Annotated in this window: 15 protein-coding genes; 4 read left to right on the top strand and 11 right to left on the bottom strand. The window is 47.4% G+C overall.

What is annotated here, in order from left to right:
* Window positions 1-10: 10 nt before the first annotated feature.
* The 3 genes from ACXAGX_RS12395 to ACXAGX_RS12405 form a co-directional block, all read right to left on the bottom strand.
* The gene (locus ACXAGX_RS12395; protein ID WP_474820284.1) at window positions 11-1,075 is read right to left on the bottom strand and encodes a sensor histidine kinase; all 1,065 of its coding nucleotides are present in this window, start codon (window positions 1,073-1,075) and stop codon (window positions 11-13) included.
* 142 nt (window positions 1,076-1,217) lie between these two features.
* The gene (locus ACXAGX_RS12400) at window positions 1,218-1,679 is read right to left on the bottom strand and encodes an Mpo1 family 2-hydroxy fatty acid dioxygenase (RefSeq protein WP_474820282.1); all 462 of its coding nucleotides are present in this window, start codon (window positions 1,677-1,679) and stop codon (window positions 1,218-1,220) included.
* 47 nt (window positions 1,680-1,726) lie between these two features.
* Window positions 1,727-2,404, bottom strand: a complete 678-nt coding sequence (locus ACXAGX_RS12405) for a flagellar brake protein (RefSeq protein ID WP_474820278.1) — start codon at window positions 2,402-2,404, stop codon at window positions 1,727-1,729.
* A gap of 110 nt (window positions 2,405-2,514) precedes the next feature.
* On the opposite strand from ACXAGX_RS12405, the gene ACXAGX_RS12410 reads away from it, so the two are divergent.
* Window positions 2,515-4,287: a M61 family metallopeptidase gene (locus ACXAGX_RS12410; RefSeq protein ID WP_474838686.1), complete on the top strand. Its 1,773-nt coding sequence runs from the start codon at window positions 2,515-2,517 to the stop codon at window positions 4,285-4,287.
* A gap of 84 nt (window positions 4,288-4,371) precedes the next feature.
* Here the strand turns inward: ACXAGX_RS12410 and ACXAGX_RS12415 are convergent, their stop codons facing one another.
* The 3 genes from ACXAGX_RS12415 to yejK all read right to left on the bottom strand — a co-directional run bounded on the left by ACXAGX_RS12415 (window position 4,372) and on the right by yejK (window position 7,301).
* Window positions 4,372-5,202, bottom strand: coding sequence for a M23 family metallopeptidase (locus tag ACXAGX_RS12415; protein WP_474839115.1), 831 nt, complete (start codon window positions 5,200-5,202; stop codon window positions 4,372-4,374).
* The gene (locus tag ACXAGX_RS12420; protein WP_474838688.1) at window positions 5,202-6,074 is read right to left on the bottom strand and encodes a 6-carboxytetrahydropterin synthase; all 873 of its coding nucleotides are present in this window, start codon (window positions 6,072-6,074) and stop codon (window positions 5,202-5,204) included. Before ACXAGX_RS12420 ends, ACXAGX_RS12415 begins: the two co-directional genes overlap by 1 nt.
* 171 nt (window positions 6,075-6,245) lie before the next feature.
* Window positions 6,246-7,301 (bottom strand): nucleoid-associated protein YejK, encoded by a 1,056-nt coding sequence (gene yejK / locus ACXAGX_RS12425; protein WP_474838690.1) that lies wholly within the window; start codon window positions 7,299-7,301, stop codon window positions 6,246-6,248.
* A gap of 150 nt (window positions 7,302-7,451) precedes the next feature.
* Here yejK and ACXAGX_RS12430 point away from each other — a divergent pair, with 150 nt between their 5' ends.
* A complete protein-coding gene (locus ACXAGX_RS12430; protein WP_474820261.1) occupies window positions 7,452-7,667 on the top strand; it encodes a YejL family protein in 216 nt (71 codons plus the stop codon).
* Between the two features lie 9 nt (window positions 7,668-7,676).
* Window positions 7,677-9,194, top strand: a complete 1,518-nt coding sequence (locus ACXAGX_RS12435; RefSeq protein WP_474838692.1) for a DUF3413 domain-containing protein — start codon at window positions 7,677-7,679, stop codon at window positions 9,192-9,194.
* A gap of 101 nt (window positions 9,195-9,295) precedes the next feature.
* On the opposite strand, the gene ACXAGX_RS12440 is transcribed toward ACXAGX_RS12435, so the two are convergent.
* From ACXAGX_RS12440 to ACXAGX_RS12460, 5 genes are all read right to left on the bottom strand, one after another.
* Window positions 9,296-10,114, bottom strand: coding sequence for a putative RNA methyltransferase (locus ACXAGX_RS12440; RefSeq protein WP_474838694.1), 819 nt, complete (start codon window positions 10,112-10,114; stop codon window positions 9,296-9,298).
* A 141-nt stretch (window positions 10,115-10,255) separates the two neighbouring features.
* Window positions 10,256-11,146, bottom strand: coding sequence for a 3-hydroxyisobutyrate dehydrogenase (gene mmsB, locus ACXAGX_RS12445; protein ID WP_474838696.1), 891 nt, complete (start codon window positions 11,144-11,146; stop codon window positions 10,256-10,258).
* Entirely contained in the window at window positions 11,143-12,291 is a 1,149-nt protein-coding gene (locus tag ACXAGX_RS12450; protein ID WP_474838698.1) for an enoyl-CoA hydratase/isomerase family protein, read from the bottom strand. Before ACXAGX_RS12450 ends, mmsB begins: the two co-directional genes overlap by 4 nt.
* Before the next feature lie 67 nt (window positions 12,292-12,358).
* Window positions 12,359-13,513 (bottom strand): acyl-CoA dehydrogenase family protein, encoded by a 1,155-nt coding sequence (locus ACXAGX_RS12455; RefSeq protein ID WP_474838700.1) that lies wholly within the window; start codon window positions 13,511-13,513, stop codon window positions 12,359-12,361.
* A gap of 12 nt (window positions 13,514-13,525) precedes the next feature.
* A complete protein-coding gene (locus tag ACXAGX_RS12460; protein WP_474838702.1) occupies window positions 13,526-15,013 on the bottom strand; it encodes a CoA-acylating methylmalonate-semialdehyde dehydrogenase in 1,488 nt (495 codons plus the stop codon).
* A gap of 250 nt (window positions 15,014-15,263) precedes the next feature.
* Here ACXAGX_RS12460 and ACXAGX_RS12465 point away from each other — a divergent pair, with 250 nt between their 5' ends.
* Window positions 15,264-16,919 carry a response regulator gene (locus ACXAGX_RS12465; protein WP_474838704.1) on the top strand — a complete coding sequence of 552 codons (1,656 nt, stop codon included), beginning with the start codon at window positions 15,264-15,266 and terminating at the stop codon, window positions 16,917-16,919.
* Window positions 16,920-16,939: the final 20 nt, after the last annotated feature.

Here is a 16,939-nt window from a genome sequence, read left to right on the forward strand (position 1 = left end):
ATTCTACATCTTATACTTCGTAAGGGATCCGCAGTCTCACGCGTATGCCTGACGGCTGATTATGCTCAACCGAAAAAGCAAAATTACGCTGATAAAGAGACTGTAAACGTTCCTTAATGTTGACTAACCCTACCCCGTTCTCACGATGTAGTTGACCATCTTTGATTTCTGCACCAGGGCCGTTATCGGCCACGTCGAGTAATAAATCATTACCAAAGGTACGTGCAGAAATGGAAATTCGACCACCATTTTCCATTCTGGAAATGGCGTGTTTAATTGCGTTTTCAATTAACGGCTGGAGGATCATGCTGGGAACCAGCGCGGAATCACATTCGTCATCAATATCCCACACAACGTCCAATCTATCATCAAACCGGACTTTTTCAATTTCTAAATACAATCTAAGTACCTTGATTTCTTCACCCAGCGATACCCGTTTAATAGGATCGTTGTCTAAAGAGTAGCGAAGAAAATCGCTTAATCGAGATACCATGGCTTCAGCAATGTCATTTTCTTTAAGTAAGATCAGTGTTGAAATTGCGTTTAAGGTGTTGAAAAGAAAATGCGGGTTAAGCTGATAACGCAACATTTTGATGTGCGCCTGATGTGCCATAGTACTGGCCTTCAGCGCATTCTGCTTTTCTTTTTGCAGCATTTGGAAGTTTTTGATACCAAAATAGGTGCCGGTCCAGCACCCCACCATAATGAGTGAATTAATGGTGTTGGTGAAATAAAGGTACCAGGTATCAGGACGATAGCCGTGTTTATAAATTTCCCAGTAATTGACGTTTTTTACCACTGCCCACACAAGCGCGACCACATAACAGGATAACACCACAACAATCAGCATTTTCATTGGTGACTGGGTGCGCGCCCAGCGGAAAATATAACGAAGAGGAACGGTAAGAAGCCAGCCAGCATAGGCATTCAGTAAAATGATGAACACCCAAATAGGACGTACATCATGAAGGAACGAGCCAATATAATAAATTAGTGCAAACCCTGCCCAGCCTACACTGTGCAAAGTCCAGAACAAGCGCTCGTTGCTTTCGAAAAGTTGTTGCCAGCGACTCACTTTATTACCGATAAATCAAATAGTAATTTTATTATACGCAGTTTGCTGATGAACGTGACTGACTTGGTCGTGCCTCGGGGGCTTCTGGTCGCAGTGATGAATAGCATTTAAACGAAGTCATTGCCCCAGCTAACCGTTTCAATTACCAGTTAATATTCATTCGCTTAAACCAATGGGTCCACCACCATGCAGGCCCAACAAGCAGAAATCGCACGTCATCAAGAAACGAGGGTTTCTTCCCTTCTATTTTGTGACCGACAAATTGCAGAATCCACATAACCACAAATAACAGCAAACTAAATTGCCATACCGAAATACCCAGTGAATCAATTAGGTTGATAATGCCAAAACTGACAATGGTAAGAAATGTCATGGCCGCACCTATCGGCCCCGACAACATAAAGTAGTAGTAAAGTGCCGGCAACACCAGAATGTGTGCCCAGGTTAAATCGGTTTCAGCGAGAAAAGACGGTAAGGGAATGCTCCATAACAATCCCAAGGTGACAAGATAAATAGACGGTACCGCAATCGCGTGAATGAGCACATTGGTGTGATTGCGGTGGCTTTCTTCGTATTTCGTGAGTAGTGTTTCAATGTGACGCATTAATGCTCCTTACCTGGCATAAGAAGCAGACCCCACCTAAATGTGCTTCACAATGCGAGTATGTATCTGTCTATCAATATTTCTACTGCGGCTAATTCACCGGTGAATTGAATGCCATAGTAAAAGTAGCCTTTTACTTCAGCGACGTTTCTCACTTTGCTCTCTATCCTAATCGTATCACCATCTAATTTACAGCCTAATGTTATAATTTTGTTAACATCGAATTTTAGATCCGGATTATCCGATTTAATAGCCAACTTGCATCCGGTTTTAGACACATCAATGATGAGCCCTCTAACGCGCTCTTTTTCTTCACTATCAGTGTAGACGCTAACTGGAATACCGGGCTGAGCGCGTTGATCACTACGCAACCCTAGCTTCTGAATTTTATCGGGAAATGTCGTAATGAGCATAGAAACCGGTTTACTAAAGGCCTTCATCAACGACACTTTAAACGCAATCACCTCACCGTAGCCGCCTTCAATGATAAAGCGAACCACCACTTCACTGCCTGCGGCCAAATGCCCACGTACATTTGCCCATTTGTGGGTATTGGGAATTTGGAAGAAAAAGGCTTTCCCAATATCCATGCCGATATAGTGAGTTTTCAGACGCTGAACCGATACGGGTGTATCAACCTGCACGTCTACTACCGTACCCGGCTGCAGATTCCGTAAAGCCGCAATGTCTTCTTTGTTCAGACCAAGCGCATCCTGTTTACTCATTAATCCGTTAACTCCTTTGTGATCGCCATGATTTTATAACAGGTTTCCTTGCTGACAAAGTGTGTTGTCTAAGGCATCATTAATTACCGCTTTATTTACCGGGTGTTTCAATGACATCACTTCGTTACGACATTTCTGTTCTTTCACGTTCACAGCATACGTTCTCCGTCACAATGACAATTCCAGCGACAGACCACAATGAATTGGTGCTGACACTCCCAGCCTGGATCCCGGGAAGCTATATGGTGCGTGATTTTGCCCGAAATATCATCACGCTCAATGCAACCAACGCGTCAGGCGACCCACTCGCTGTGGAAAAAACAGATAAACAAACCTGGACGCTGGTCACCAACAAACAAGCAGCCAGGGTTATTTATACGGTTTATGCTTTCGACCTATCGGTACGCGCAGCCTATCTCAATGACGAATACGGATTTGTGAATGGTACCAGTGTGTTTCTGGAAGTGCCGGCGTTATCCAACGCGGCATGTGAAGTAACGGTATCATTGCCTGAAGCCCTCGATCACTGGCACGTTGAAACCAGTATGCCGCTTACCGATCAAAATGGCGCGCATTATCTGTGTGAAAATTATGCCGAACTTATCGATCACCCCCTCTTTATGGGTGAATGTGTACTCGACAGCGTTAACGTAGACGGCGTGGAATTTGTATTCCTGTTCAGTGGCAATACGCCCATTAATACCAAACGCATTTGCGAAGACATGGTATCAGTATGTCAGCATCACCTTTCTTTGTTCGGAAAACCTTACCCTGTCGATCGCTATATCTTTATGACGCTGCTCAGTGACGCGGGTTTCGGCGGCTTAGAGCACCGTAGCTCAACCGCCCTGCTCTTTCCGCGTTTTGATTTACCACTGGAACGTGAAGGTGGCGCTAAAACAGATCAATACGTCACCTTCCTCAGCCTGTGCTGCCATGAATTGTTTCATACCTGGCATGTAAAGCGACTGCGCCCTGCCGTTTTCCTCACACCGGATCTCAGCCAGGAAGTGTACACACCTCAGTTATGGATTTATGAGGGCTTTACCAGTTTTTACGATGACGTCACGCTGGCGAGAACAGGGTTAATATCACCGGAAAAATATTTAGAGATCGTGGGTCAGAACCTAACCCGCCTGCAAGTAACAAAAGGCCGCTTTAAGCAATCTGTGGCGGAATCCAGTTTTGATGCCTGGACGAAGTTCTATAAACAAGACGCCAGTGCACCCAACAATATTGTCAGCTATTACACTAAGGGCGGCATTATCGCATTTGGGCTGGACTTATTGTTGCGTAAAGCGTCGGGTGGCAAGTTTTCCCTGAATAATCTGATGCAAGCGCTGTGGCGAGATTACGGGGCCGACGAAAAGGGCACCCCAGACGATGTTATAGAAAAAGTGTGTCAGTCTGAATTCAATATTGATGTGTCTGACTATCTGCAAAAAGTAGTATACGGCTACGAAGACGTACCTTTGAATGATTGGCTGGCAGATATCGGCTTGCGTCTGCACACGCGGCCTAAAAACTCAGCCGCCGATCGCGGTGGTGTGCCACCCTCACCGGCGTATCAAAAACATCCGCTGGGCGCCGCCATTAAATCTGCCGATTTGGGCGTGACAGTACAAGTAGTATTTGAAGGCGGTGCCGCTGACCTCGCCGGTCTACAGGTGAATGATAAGATCATCGCCCTTGAAGGCTACGTGGTCGGAGATGTACTGCTGCAACGTCTGCTTAATCAAACAGATAAAACAGAACTCGGAATCAGTGTTATCCGTGATGGTCGGTTGCTTACTCTGAAATTGCCGGTTATCGAAGAACGCCAAGAAGCTTGTTACTTCACCATCGAGGATAAAGAAAAACTGGCGGAATGGCTCACTAGTTAAGGTGCCTTTAGCAGAATGAATGTGCCTTAAACACAAAACGACGGCTGCAGCCGTCGTTTTTGTTTACCACTTCAATGGCTATGATTAATCTCGCGCAGGTACCAGCAAAGCCGGATCAAGGCGCATCTTACCAAGATTAAGGCGCCAGTCTAAATGGGGCCCGGTGGCACGGCCTGTGGCACCAATTTTACCAATAGCATCGCCCTGCTTTAAAACATCGCCCACTTTCACATCAGACGCATCGAGGTGTAAAAATGTGGAATACACACCCATCCCGTGATCAAGAATGACGGTGTTGCCGCTGTAATACAAATCATCCGATAACGTAATAACGCCTGCAGCCGGTGCAACCACCGGTGTGCCCGTCGGCGCGCCCACATCAACGCCATAATGTGGTGTTTTTGGTACGCCATTTAACACACGCTGACTGCCGTAAACACCGGTGATAGGGCCTTCTGCTGGCCAGATGAACCCGGTGAACAATGCATCAAGCTCAGACACACCTGCTCTTGCTTTACCCACATTGGCACTATCGCGATTGATTCTGTCGAGGGTTTCTTGTGGCGGCGTGACCATGGAAGGTTTAAGACCGTCTATGCGCTGAATATTGTAATCACGCTTTTTAAGCGTGATGTCACGATTCCCGGATGACCCGTCAGGCAATGTCCAGCTAAGGCGATGATTCAGTTTGGCATCACGGGCAAAGCCGAATACAAACTTGCCCTGGTCATTTTGCTTCAGTGTATCCCCATCGAGCATAATTTTGCTTCCAACGGGTAATTGACCACGAAATAAACTGCCCTGGGTAAACTTTCCGTTCAATACCAGCCCAGAGTCGTTGGCCACGGCATGCACCACAGAAGACATACTTAGCAAAAATGTACAGGCCACAACGGCCTGGGCGATGCTTTTCATCAGTCGCACACCAGTGCACCTTTGCCCACGCCTTCATAAGCAAGAATTTTGATCGCAGCCCCTTGCTGACGCTGCTTTTCTTGATCATAAATAAACTGTGCCAAACACTCTACGGTAGAATCTGTGGTGACCACTTCACAGTCAGCATCGGGCAGCAAAATTTCGAAATAGCCTTGTGATGATTCATAGGCAAAACAGCTGTAAGACTGATCACTTGGCACATCGCCGCTGGCCTGACGATTTTCGAAGGTCAGGCGGTCTTCTTCTGATGCAATATAAATGTCTTCCCAGCGAGAAGCCCAGTATTCCTGGCTTTCCAGGCTATTTTGGCCATCGACAAACACATCAATTTTAGAGCGGTGACCATGGGCAATACGCTGACAATTGCCGTCATGCTTTTTTAGCCCGTGGGTGTAATGATAAAACGGCGTTGTGATCACTTCTGTGCGCAGGATGAGTTCCAAATTGTCCACATTCTCAGGCAAATGTGTGGCAAGGACTTCCCGCAAATATAAGCCAACGGACTCCATGGTGACACTTTCACCATAAATGAACGCATAGGCTTCCGCCGGGCAGTACAGTTGCAATACCCGGCCATCCTCACAGGTAAAACGCACATCAACTTGTTCGTCGTCGTTACGAATAATTGCAACATCATTGTAATCGGCAGGTACCAGCAATTTATGGTCGACGTAGTCATCAATCAGGCGCTTAAGATTCTTTTTAACCTTACCGAAATCCTGAATCATACTCTCATCGTTCAGATCGCCAGATAACACCACGTCGACAATCCAGCTTTCACCTACCATGCCGCGCTTAGGGCACAGGTAAGAGAAATCCATAACGGTGAGGTCGTTAACAAATAATTGCATGTAAAACCTTACTACCGGAAATAATCAGCCGGCATTATACGATAAATAATCAAAAGAAACTGTTTCTCATCTTGAAGCCTGGCGAATCATCGCAGCAAGCGAACAGAAACAAAGAATGCGCGATTTTACCACCCACACTGCCAGCCAAGCCAGTGCCGGCGGTAAAATTAGTTAATTTTTTGACTGTCTGGTCAACTGATCTTTCAAATTAGGAGGAATGCCCTTAATGGTAAGGGTATCCGATACGGGATCGTATATGACCCGTTCACCTAGAAGCTTTCGCTCAAAGCTTAACGACACACCGCCGCCTTGGCCTGTGTATTTTGCTAATTGGCGTAATGCAGCAGGATCGGGCTGAATAGACGCTTCTAATGGTGCTTCAAGCGTTTGCGTGAAGGCCTCGAAACTGTGCTCACTGTCGCTTTCGGGTGATAAGCGCCCAGACAGCTCTGTGATAGACAGGCTTTCTCCCGCATCAATTTTTTCTTTGAAGTAAGATTTTACTTCTTCGCGATGCTGCTCTTGTTCATTACGATCCAGGTTTTCGCTGGCCAAATAGGCATCAACGGACGAGATAAGCTGTTTATTCTGTTGCTTAATATCCACCAGCTCTTCACAGCCAATGAAATCCATAAAGAAATCTGACACCTTACGACCCATCAAGCCTTTAATAAAGCTCACGTAGCGCTTTTGCTCCGGTTGAATTTCAAGCTGTGTAAGATCAATACGTACCGCAAGCTGCATTTTGGCTAAATCAAGGTGCTCGCGGGCATTTAATTCCAACGCCTGGTTAATCTCCACGTGGGAACGGGTGTTTAACAACGTGATCATCAGGTATTGGGTTGCCAGGAATTCGTACTGACAAAAAATCAGAAAACCGGTTTGCACACTGCCGGTATCGGTGAGCGCTTTGATAAGCTTGTCGCCGGAGGTAACGGTAAATTGATGAAAGATGTCTTCTAAATTATCCACGCGATCTTTTTGCGCATGCATGAAGTCAGCAAGAGAGGCTTTAAACGGCACGCTATCCTCTGCGGTTTCCGCTGAATCGGTAAAGTGGCCAACCCCTTTACCCGGCTTGCTGTTAAAACTGTGGTTTATCTGATGGGCCAATGATTCAATTTCCGGCGTTACTGCAAGGCATTTGTCACGGGGAATAATTGAGAGCTTGCCTTCATCGGTAACGACCAAACGATGAACGACAAAATGGTGAATCAGTGCACTCATAGGCTAAAAGAAGTCCTGTTTGTTAAGAATTTACAGCGTATTTGCGGGATTTACGAATGAATGATTGTTATCACCCGAGCAACGATTATAATCATTTGAAATTAAATTCCATTCTTTTTTGAAAAAGAAAACAGTAAAAGAGGCGTCGCAATGCCCCAACAAAGCCGTTACTCCGATTCGGATTTTGAAGCGCTAATGAATAAAGTTATCCTCACCCTTGAGGAAAATCAGGCAGACAGAGATCTTCAGCTCATGGTGCTGGGAAATGTTATCACCCATATTTTGAATACGCAGGTATCGCCAGCGAGTCGAAAAGCAATGGCAGAACAATTTGCTTCCGTACTGGTAAAAAGTGTCAAGGAATAGGTTGCAACCATGATTTTAGCGGAATCTCCGCGCCGTCAACGCGTTACCCGTCTGGTCAATTGGGGCCACTGGTTCGCTCTGGCAAACATCGCCATCGCAATGATCATTGCTTCGGTGTTTATCTTTTCATCGCCAGCACCGGGTACGTTGCTCGGCGCACTGTATTTAGTGTGTAACTGGTTCGGTCATATTGGCTTTATGACCTTCTCCGGTTTTGTCATATTTGTATTGCCGCTGTGTTACCTGGCCACCAATCCCAGGATCATCAAACTCGCCGCTTCCGCCATCGCCGCTGTAGGCCTCGCCCTCATGGCCTTCGATGCACTGCTGTTTAATCGCACGGGCTTTCATTTAAGTTTCAGTTCCGCCGACTTATTACGCAGCGAAGCCAATACACAAGTCACTGAATTCGGCCTGCAACAATGGATGTACCTCCTGCTGTTGTTTGTAGTGTGGTTGGGCTTTCAACTCATTCTTGCCAATGCTATCTGGAAGCGGGTCGAACGTTTGCAACAGCATAAAATTGGCACCAAAGTCATGGTGTTTTTCTTAGGCTGCTTTGTGGCGAGCCATGCTATTCACGTATGGGCCGATGCCGAGTTGTACCAACCTATCGTAAAGCAGGACAACATGTTCCCGTTGTCGTACCCGGCCACCGCAAAAACCACCATGTCACGCTATGGGTTACTCGACCTAGATCGTTACCGTGAGCGACAACAATTACAGTTCGATCCGGAAATCCATCAGGTTGCTTATCCCACCGAGCCGGTGTACTGCAATATTGAATCAACGCGCACATTTGCACTGGTTGTGCAAACTGACGATGCTCCACTGCCCTACTTACCGCAGTTTGATCTCCGTGAAATGGATAACTATTTCACCACCGCATCGTCACTCGATGGCCTGATTCACACCACCTTGTTCGGTGTTCCTGAAATCTATCAGGGCACCTTGAAAGACAAGCGCCCCGTGCTACTCGCATTGCCTGTAGGTTTGGGCATGCCAGTGTCTATTCATGTTGATGAGACATTGCCAACAGAAGCGCTCAATGGTTACCGCCAGCCGGTGAGTAATAATCACGACGGACTGCATATAGCCTTTCTACCTGCAGCAAAAATTGCAGAAATGCTGAATAACGAGGTGTTTGCGAACAGCGATGTGATTATCGCAACGGGTTTCGATACCGACGGTGGCACCACCCGCGGGAAACTGTACACCACCTTGAATGTAAAAGGTAAGTTGGCGAGCACCGAAGATTTAGCGCCTACCATCATGAATGCACTGGGTTGTCATGCGCCGGTTCAGTTCTACTCAACGGGCCAGAACTTGCTTGCGCCGCAACGTAATTGGCTGGTGAGTACCTCTGGAGAGAAAGTCATTGTGGTCCATAACGACCAAATGATTGAGGTGTTAAGCAATGGTAGTTTTGAAATCTCTGATGTCGATACCCGTGCACGCAGTAACGACCCTTTAAATGTGGATTTATTAAGCAGGGCAATTAAACATCTGATCCACTTTTCGAAATAGCCGGCGATACCATCAATCATTAACCATTAAAAACGCAGGATGAACATCCTGCGTTTTTTGTTTTAGCCTTATTGTTTTTATCGCGCTCAGCGCTACACCGCCTAAGATTTTGCCCACAAACTGACGACAAAATCGGCTTCTATCTGTTTCAATTCGCGAACCAAACTCTCTCGTTTTTCTTCGCTTAATCGCCAGGTGAACGGCGTCATCATAAGCAGAGCGCTAATTTGTTCAGCCGAGCTAAAATTAACATCAAACGACAAAGGTTCTCGTGACTGCAGCATAAAGCCAGCTCTGCGATCAACCGGTTGCTCATGCTTGCGTGGTGTTTGGTAAGCCACCGATTTAAGTGCATACAGATGCTCGGGCCCCGGTGCAACATGCAAGAGTAGTCCACCCGGCTTTAAAACCCGGTGGAGCTCTTTATCATCACCAGGTGCAAAGACCTGAAGCACCACGTCCACCGCGTTATCTTTTACCGGTAAATCAAAACTACTGGCAACCACGAATTGCGCCTGCTTGTATTGCCGCGCGGCAATGTCGACGGCACTTTTTGCAATATCACTGCCAGCCGCAGAAACTGACATCCCATGATTTTGTAACGCGCACTGCACTTCGTTCAAATAGCTGCCTTCACCACAGCCGGCATCATACAGGCTTAATTCGCCTGTTTTTGTTTTCAGCGCTGATAGGAGTAACGTTGCCATTTTGTTCATTAATGGTTGATAGCCGCCCGTTTGATGAAACGTCTGTCGAGCTGAAAGCATCTCTTTGCTGTCGCCAGGTTGTTTACTGCCCTTTTTATGCACCGGAAGTAAATTGACATAACCCCGCTTAGACACGTCAAAACGGTGGTTATTTTTACAGTACCAAACGTTATCGGTAGCAAGGGAAGACTGGCATAACGGGCATCGCCACATGGTTTGGTTCTCTTAGCGGTAAAATCCGGGGCAATGTAGCAAAAATAACGGCAAGAAGTAAGCGCAGCCTGGTAAACGCGCAAGGTAGAATGGAGGGCAGAAATTAACCCATTACTGCCCTGTCACTGGTGACCGTAAGCATTAACTGTTTCGGCTATAGAAATTAAAAATACTGGAAAAATCCTGTGTTGCGGTATCGTTGCGCTGGTGCAACCGATAAAGTTGCTGCGCCGCAGCGCCCATGGGTGTGGCTGAACCACTTGCAGCGCTGGTATCCATTGCTAAGCTTAAGTCTTTGTTCATGAGTTGAACCATGAATCCTCCTTGATACCCGTTAGACGAGGGCACATTGTCCATCACGCCCGGGCAAGGGTTGTATTTCTGCAAAGTCCAATTACAACCCGAGCTCTGCAACATGATGTCTGACATCACTTTTGGATCAAGGCCATTGTCAATGGCGAGTTGCAAGGCTTCCGACGTACCTGCCATGAGCACCGCAAGCAGCATATTGTTGCAAATTTTGGCAATTTGACCTGCCCCCACCGGGCCGGCATGAAACAGACTGGCACCCATGGCAGATAAAATAGCTTTGGCTTGTTCTACGGCGTTTGTTTCTCCGCCCATAATGAAGGTTAGCGTACCCGCGGTGGCACCGGCTACACCACCAGATACTGGCGCGTCAATAAATGCGTGACCGGCTTTTTCCGCTCCATCACCGACCTGCTTTGCCGTTTGCGCATCAATGGTACTGCAATCGATAATCAATGTGCTTTTGTTGAGATTCGACAATATGCCATCGTCGTTAAAATACAGCGCTTTTACGTGGGATGCGGCTGGCAGCATAGAAATCACTACATCGGCGTCTGTTACTGCATCCCCGACGTTATCGGCACCGTTGGCCCCCTGCATTTTTAGCTTTTCAACTGCCGCAGGAACCAGGTCATACACCGTTACCTCATGACCTGCTTTAAGCAGATTTGCCGCCATTGGCGACCCCATGTTTCCTAATCCAAAGAACGCAATATGCATCATGATTCTCCTAAATGAACAAGCGGATGCGCTTCTTCCCACGGTGGCGCGAAGAAGCCGGCGACAACATCGTCTGGAATGGCGTCGATGTGATTAAAACGCCAGGCAGGATTAGCATCTTTATCAATGAGCAACGCCCTTATCCCCTCTTTAAGTTCGCCAAATTCAGCACATCGACACGCCATGATCAGTTCCATACGGAAACAGTCTGACAACGACAACTGTGCGCCCTTACTAAATTGCGAGAAAAACAGCGCTGCAGTAAGACTAGAACCGGCTGACAATGACTGTTGCGCACGGCGCATCCAGGGATCTTCGCCCGCATCAATAGCGAGAAGACCGGCTTTTACGTCACTGGCAGTATTCGCCGCACAAATTCGCTCAATCTCTGCCAGCCAAGGTGCAACACGGTCGTTTAGCGTTATTACCCGGTCATCGTGCGCTATGCTCGTAGAATGGTCTTTCAGCAAACGAGACAGCTCATTGCCAGCTGACGCCGTCGATGACCAGTCGATGTTTTGCCATTGTGAAATAAGCGCACTCAATCCGCCGCTTTTGCACAGAAAATCGGCCATTCCGTGATTCACCGATTCAGCACCGTTCAACTGCGCCGCCGTCATGCCCAAAAATAATCCGAGTTTATGGTGAAGTCGCGGCAGAAAAAAACTGGCCCCCACATCAGGAAAAAGGCCGATAGAGATTTCCGGCATGGCCAATTTACTGGTTTCGGTGACCACACGATGACTTGCACCTTGCAACAGGCCCATACCACCGCCCATAACAATTCCTGAACCCCATACCACCACCGGTTTGCTGAAGGTATGGATGGTATGATCGAGTTCGTACTCCACAGTGAAAAATGATTTTATAAATGGAGGCACCGTATCGGGTTGCTCTGCCATTGCGTGATACATCGAAACGATGTCGCCACCCGCACAAAATGCTTTATCACCCACACTGTCAATCAGCAAAAACACCATGTCATCGGCTTTATCCCATTGCTTTAACACAGCGAGCATTGTGGTTGCCATATCTAAGTCCAGCGCATTCAGTGCTTTTGGTTTATTCAGCGTCAGTTGTCCGAATCGCTGTCCGCAGCGGGTACGATGTTCGGTCGCAATCACCTTTTGTTGTTCGTTCACAAGCATATCCTTGTCGGCATTAGGTATCAGATGTGGGCTATCAAGCATCACCAGCCTAGTCTATTTGGCTGGGTTATAACACCGACCCCATGTCCGCGATGAGTCTGCGACCGATGATCACGCGCATAATCTCATTCGTACCTTCCAAAATTTGGTGCACACGTACGTCCCGTACATGTCGCTCCAGCGGATACTCTTTTATGTAGCCGTATCCACCATGTATTTGCAGTGCCTCGTTACACACCATAAAGCCCGCATCCGTAGCGAAGCGTTTTGCCATAGCGCAATAGGTGGTTTTATCTGCGTCATTGTTATCCAATTTAAACGCAGCTAGGCGAACCAACTGGCGAGCCGCTACCAATTCTGTGGCCATGTCGGCCAATTTGAACTGAAGCGCCTGAAAGGCTGCCAGTGGTTTGCCAAACTGCTCCCGATCGTTAAGGTACTGCCTTGCGGTTTCCAGCGCCTGTTGGGCAGTGCCAACGGAACAAGTTGCGATGTTCACCCTGCCGCCATCCAGCCCCTGCATCGCCATACTAAAACCTTCGCCTTCATTGCCTAATAAAGCCGATGCAGGCACATGCACATTCTCAAAGGTAATCATGCGCGTTGGCTGCGCGTTCCAACCCATTTTTTCTTCTGGCTTACCGTAACTCACGCCCTCTGCATTAGCAGGAACCACAAAAGCCGAAATACCTTTTGGTCCTTCGCCGCCCGTTCGCGCCATAACGACCAGAACATCTGTACTACCCGCGCCAGAAATGAAAACCTTGGAGCCGTTAATCACATAACCATCTTGTGAATAAACCGCCTTTGTTTTTAACGATGCGGCGTCTGAACCTGCCCCGGGCTCAGTAAGGCAATAAGAAGCTAGCTTTTCTCCGCTAACCAATGCATCACACCAGTCGCTTTTCGCTTCCTCGGTGCCCCAAGTAGCAATCATCCAGGTCGCCATATTGTGAATAGTTAGCATGGCTGTGGTGGTGGTACAGCCCATCGCTAACTGTTCGAAGATTAACGATGCGTCCAGTCGCGACAGCCCCAGTCCGCCAGCGTCTTCCGGTGTGTATAAGCCACAAAAGCCCAGTTCACCCGCCTTGCGTAGGGCTTCTACAGGAAAAATATGTTCTCTATCCCAGCGAGCTGCATTCGGAGCAAATTCCTGAGCAGCGAATTGGCTGGCCGCATCCATGAAGGCGATTTGGTCATCGTTTAAAGAAAAGTCCATTGATGCCTCCTATTACATTGAAATGGTGAGATTAAGTGGACCAGGAATATCATCGTCTAACCAACGACTCGTAACCGTTTTGGTTTCTGTGTAAAAGCGCACGGCTTGCTTTCCGTAAGCGTGTAAATCGCCGTAAAACGAGTTTTTCCAGCCGGTAAATGAAAAAAACGGTAGTGGCACCGGAATGGGGACATTAACTCCTACTTGCCCCACGGTGACTTCATGCTGATACTTACGCGCAGCCGCACCACTGTTAGTAAATATAGAAGTGCCGTTACCGAAGGGGTTCGCGTTCACCAGCGAAAGCGCTTCGTCCAGAGAGTCAACGGTCATACACGAAAGCACCGGCCCGAAAATTTCTTCCTGATAGATAGCCATGTCTGGCGTAACGTCTGAAAACACCGTGGCGCCAACCCAATTGCCATTTTCATAACCTGGTACGCTAAAATCAGAGCCGTCCAGCAAACAGTTCGCGCCTTGCTTTTTACCTTGTTCAATTAACGACAACACACGTAGCTTCGCCGCCGGTGAGATCAACGGGCCAAAGCCGGCTTCGCTATCGTTCCATAAGCCTGGTTTTACCTTGGCAATACGTTCAACCAATTCTGGGATCCACGATTTCGCATTGCCAACAAATACTGCTGCTGAAATAGCCATACAACGCTGCCCTGCCGCACCAACAGATGCCCCGACGAGATTATTCAATACGTGTTCTTTGTTCGCATCAGGCATAACAACAGTGTGGTTTTTGGCACCGGCGAAACATTGGGCGCGCTTCAAATTTGCCGTAGCGGTTTTATAAATGGCTTGACCTACAGGCACAGATCCCACAAAAGAAACGGCTTTGATATGGACATCATTAAGTAAACGGTCGACTTGCGCCTTACCACCATGCACAACGTTAAGTACGCCTGGCGGTGCTCCCGCCTCCAGAAACAGTTCAGCAAGACGGTTGGGTGTCAGCGGGTCCTGTTCTGAAGGCTTGAGCACAAACGTGTTGCCACATGCAATGGCGAGAGGAAACATCCAAAGCGGTATCATTGCCGGAAAATTAAACGGCGTGATGCCAACACACACACCTAAAGGTTGTATGTAGCTGGCAGTGTCGATATTGCGGGCAACATTTTCTACGGTTTCGCCCATCATCATAGACGGCACATTCATGGCTTGTTCAACCACTTCAATACCACGCCACACATCGCCTTTGGCATCGTCGAATGTTTTGCCTGTTTCGCTGGCCAGAAGTGTGGCCAGTTCATCATGATGTTGTTTGAGTAATGCTTGATAACGCATCATCAAACGAGCACGCTCGGTGACAGGCACGTCGCGCCAGGTCTCAAATGCCTTCACCGCACTATCAATGGCTGCGGTCATGTCATCTTCAGAAGCACACGGAATATTGGCGATGGTTTCGTTATTGGCAGGGTTAGTCACAGCTATCGTCTGTTCCCCCTTCCCTGACACCCATTCCCCGTTAATCAACATCGGCACGTTTTGCATATCGCTCTCTTTTCATGTTGCTTGCTATTGGCTTATGCAACACCTTAAACAATTCTGAAGGTTTACGTAAACGTTAACGTAAAACAAATAAGAGCATATTGTAAATTTTTTGTGACAACGATTGATGTGTTCAGCACGTTCTGGTGAAACACTTTTAATAGAGAGCTCTCAGGGTGACGAATTTCACCTACGCTGTTATGCTTAAGGTACGTGCCATTCTCGCTGTTATATCAGGAAGCTGCTCGCCATCATGCCCTATCGTCTGGCAATTATTGAAGATAACGCCACTGCCCGCTCGGCGATCCGCAGTCACTTGCTGCCCATGGGCGAGTTTGAAATTAGTAGTTTCAGTAACGGTTCTGAGCTAAAAGCTGCCCTTCGCCGACAAAATTTTGAAATAATTCTGATGGATTTTCACCTCGGACAAGGCAGAAATGGCGTGGAGTGGGTGCAACAGTTACGACAGAGCCAGTTTATTCGTCCAAGTACCGGCATCATATTTATTACCGCCGACCGGCTCCCGCAAACTGTCGGTCAGATCATTGATACACAGCCGGATTTATTGGTCATAAAGCCTTACAACATTGCCACATTGACCCGTGGGTTAAAGCATTATTTGAGCTACAGAAACTTTGTTAAACAGGCCCTCGACGCGCTGGATAACAATGATGCAGAAAATGCACTTCGCATTATTAACGAACTAGACAGCGAGCAAACCCCCGGCAGACTTAAAAATGATGTGGTGAAGTTACATGCCCGTGTTTTATTTCAGCTTGGTAAACTTTTAGAAGCCAAAAAGCTGTATGAAACCGTGCTAGCCCATTCAGACAAAGTGTTATGGGCGCAATGGGGAAAAATTAAATGCGAATATCTGGCGGGCAACTGGTCGCATTGCAGAAATGAGCTTTCTGACTTAATGACCAATTCACTGGCACGAGATAAAGCTTTCGAATGGCTCGCGTGCCTTTGCTTTGAACAGGAAGCCTGGTCACAAGCTGAATTCTATTTAGATCATATAAAAATTAGCGAGTTAAGTGTTCCCGCTACGCGTCTAAAATCGTTGACCTACCAGAAACAGGATAAGGTGATTGAAGGCATAGAGTTGTTACAAAAAAAGCGTGATTACAATCGCAGTACCCGCGAACGCTTCAATGAATTCACTGTAGAACTGGCTGAGTTTTACCTTTCCATTGCTGAGCAACAACCGAAAACAAATCGTGACGAAAGTCTTAGCCAGGCCCGCCGATTGATTGGCATAGCAAGCCGGGCACAAGTGGATCAACAGCAAATTCAGAAGAAAGATTACCTGCTCGCGTTCGCGGCATCTCTCGAAGACGATCTCGATAAAGTGACTCAGATTTTATCGCTAGAACATATGGATCTGCTGTCGCGCACCGATCCTGCCACCTTAACCATCGCAGCAAAAAACCACAATGCCATTGGAAACAGTGAAAAAGCCCGTGAATTACTGGCGATGGCACATGAGCGCAATCACCTTGTAAGCAACCTGACCTCGCAAACGTTAAATGAACAGGTACTGACAAATGCAGAGCTTGATATGGGTATGTCCGAAGAGCGTTCACTCGAGCTCAACAATACGGGAATGCGACTTTTCATTGGTAGAGACTACATCAGAGCAATGTACTATTTTTATCAGGCTTATCAGATGCAGCCCAGTACGGCAGCATTTGGCTTGAACCTGGTACAGTGCATGCTGGAGTCTCGCCATGCTAATTACCGCTCGTACACCGTACCGGCTTTGCTAAGTAAACTCGATGTTGGGGCGCTCAATAACAGCAACCGTAAACGTCTGCATCGACTAAGAACCCAAGCACAAGCTGAAGCGAGCTTTTTCTATGCTGAGCAAACACCGAACAATGAAAACGCTCAAGACCCTGCGTCTTGAGCGAAATTTTGAGTGCGAGA

Source organism: Alteromonas sp. ABV4_515, assembly GCF_056160345.1.

What these genes read in the sequence shown, in the direction of transcription:
- ACXAGX_RS12400 (WP_474820282.1), bottom strand. Translation starts at nt 1,679, where the DNA reads ATGCGTCACATTGAAACACTACTCACGAAATACGAAGAAAGCCACCGC.
- ACXAGX_RS12405 (WP_474820278.1), bottom strand. Translation starts at nt 2,404, where the DNA reads ATGAGTAAACAGGATGCGCTTGGTCTGAACAAAGAAGACATTGCGGCT.
- ACXAGX_RS12410 (WP_474838686.1), top strand. Translation starts at nt 2,515, where the DNA reads ATGACATCACTTCGTTACGACATTTCTGTTCTTTCACGTTCACAGCAT.
- ACXAGX_RS12415 (WP_474839115.1), bottom strand. Translation starts at nt 5,202, where the DNA reads ATGAAAAGCATCGCCCAGGCCGTTGTGGCCTGTACATTTTTGCTAAGT.
- ACXAGX_RS12420 (WP_474838688.1), bottom strand. Translation starts at nt 6,074, where the DNA reads ATGCAATTATTTGTTAACGACCTCACCGTTATGGATTTCTCTTACCTG.
- yejK (WP_474838690.1), bottom strand. Translation starts at nt 7,301, where the DNA reads ATGAGTGCACTGATTCACCATTTTGTCGTTCATCGTTTGGTCGTTACC.
- ACXAGX_RS12430 (WP_474820261.1), top strand. Translation starts at nt 7,452, where the DNA reads ATGCCCCAACAAAGCCGTTACTCCGATTCGGATTTTGAAGCGCTAATG.
- ACXAGX_RS12435 (WP_474838692.1), top strand. Translation starts at nt 7,677, where the DNA reads ATGATTTTAGCGGAATCTCCGCGCCGTCAACGCGTTACCCGTCTGGTC.
- ACXAGX_RS12440 (WP_474838694.1), bottom strand. Translation starts at nt 10,114, where the DNA reads ATGTGGCGATGCCCGTTATGCCAGTCTTCCCTTGCTACCGATAACGTT.
- mmsB (WP_474838696.1), bottom strand. Translation starts at nt 11,146, where the DNA reads ATGATGCATATTGCGTTCTTTGGATTAGGAAACATGGGGTCGCCAATG.
- ACXAGX_RS12450 (WP_474838698.1), bottom strand. Translation starts at nt 12,291, where the DNA reads ATGCTTGTGAACGAACAACAAAAGGTGATTGCGACCGAACATCGTACC.
- ACXAGX_RS12455 (WP_474838700.1), bottom strand. Translation starts at nt 13,513, where the DNA reads ATGGACTTTTCTTTAAACGATGACCAAATCGCCTTCATGGATGCGGCC.
- ACXAGX_RS12460 (WP_474838702.1), bottom strand. Translation starts at nt 15,013, where the DNA reads ATGCAAAACGTGCCGATGTTGATTAACGGGGAATGGGTGTCAGGGAAG.
- ACXAGX_RS12465 (WP_474838704.1), top strand. Translation starts at nt 15,264, where the DNA reads ATGCCCTATCGTCTGGCAATTATTGAAGATAACGCCACTGCCCGCTCG.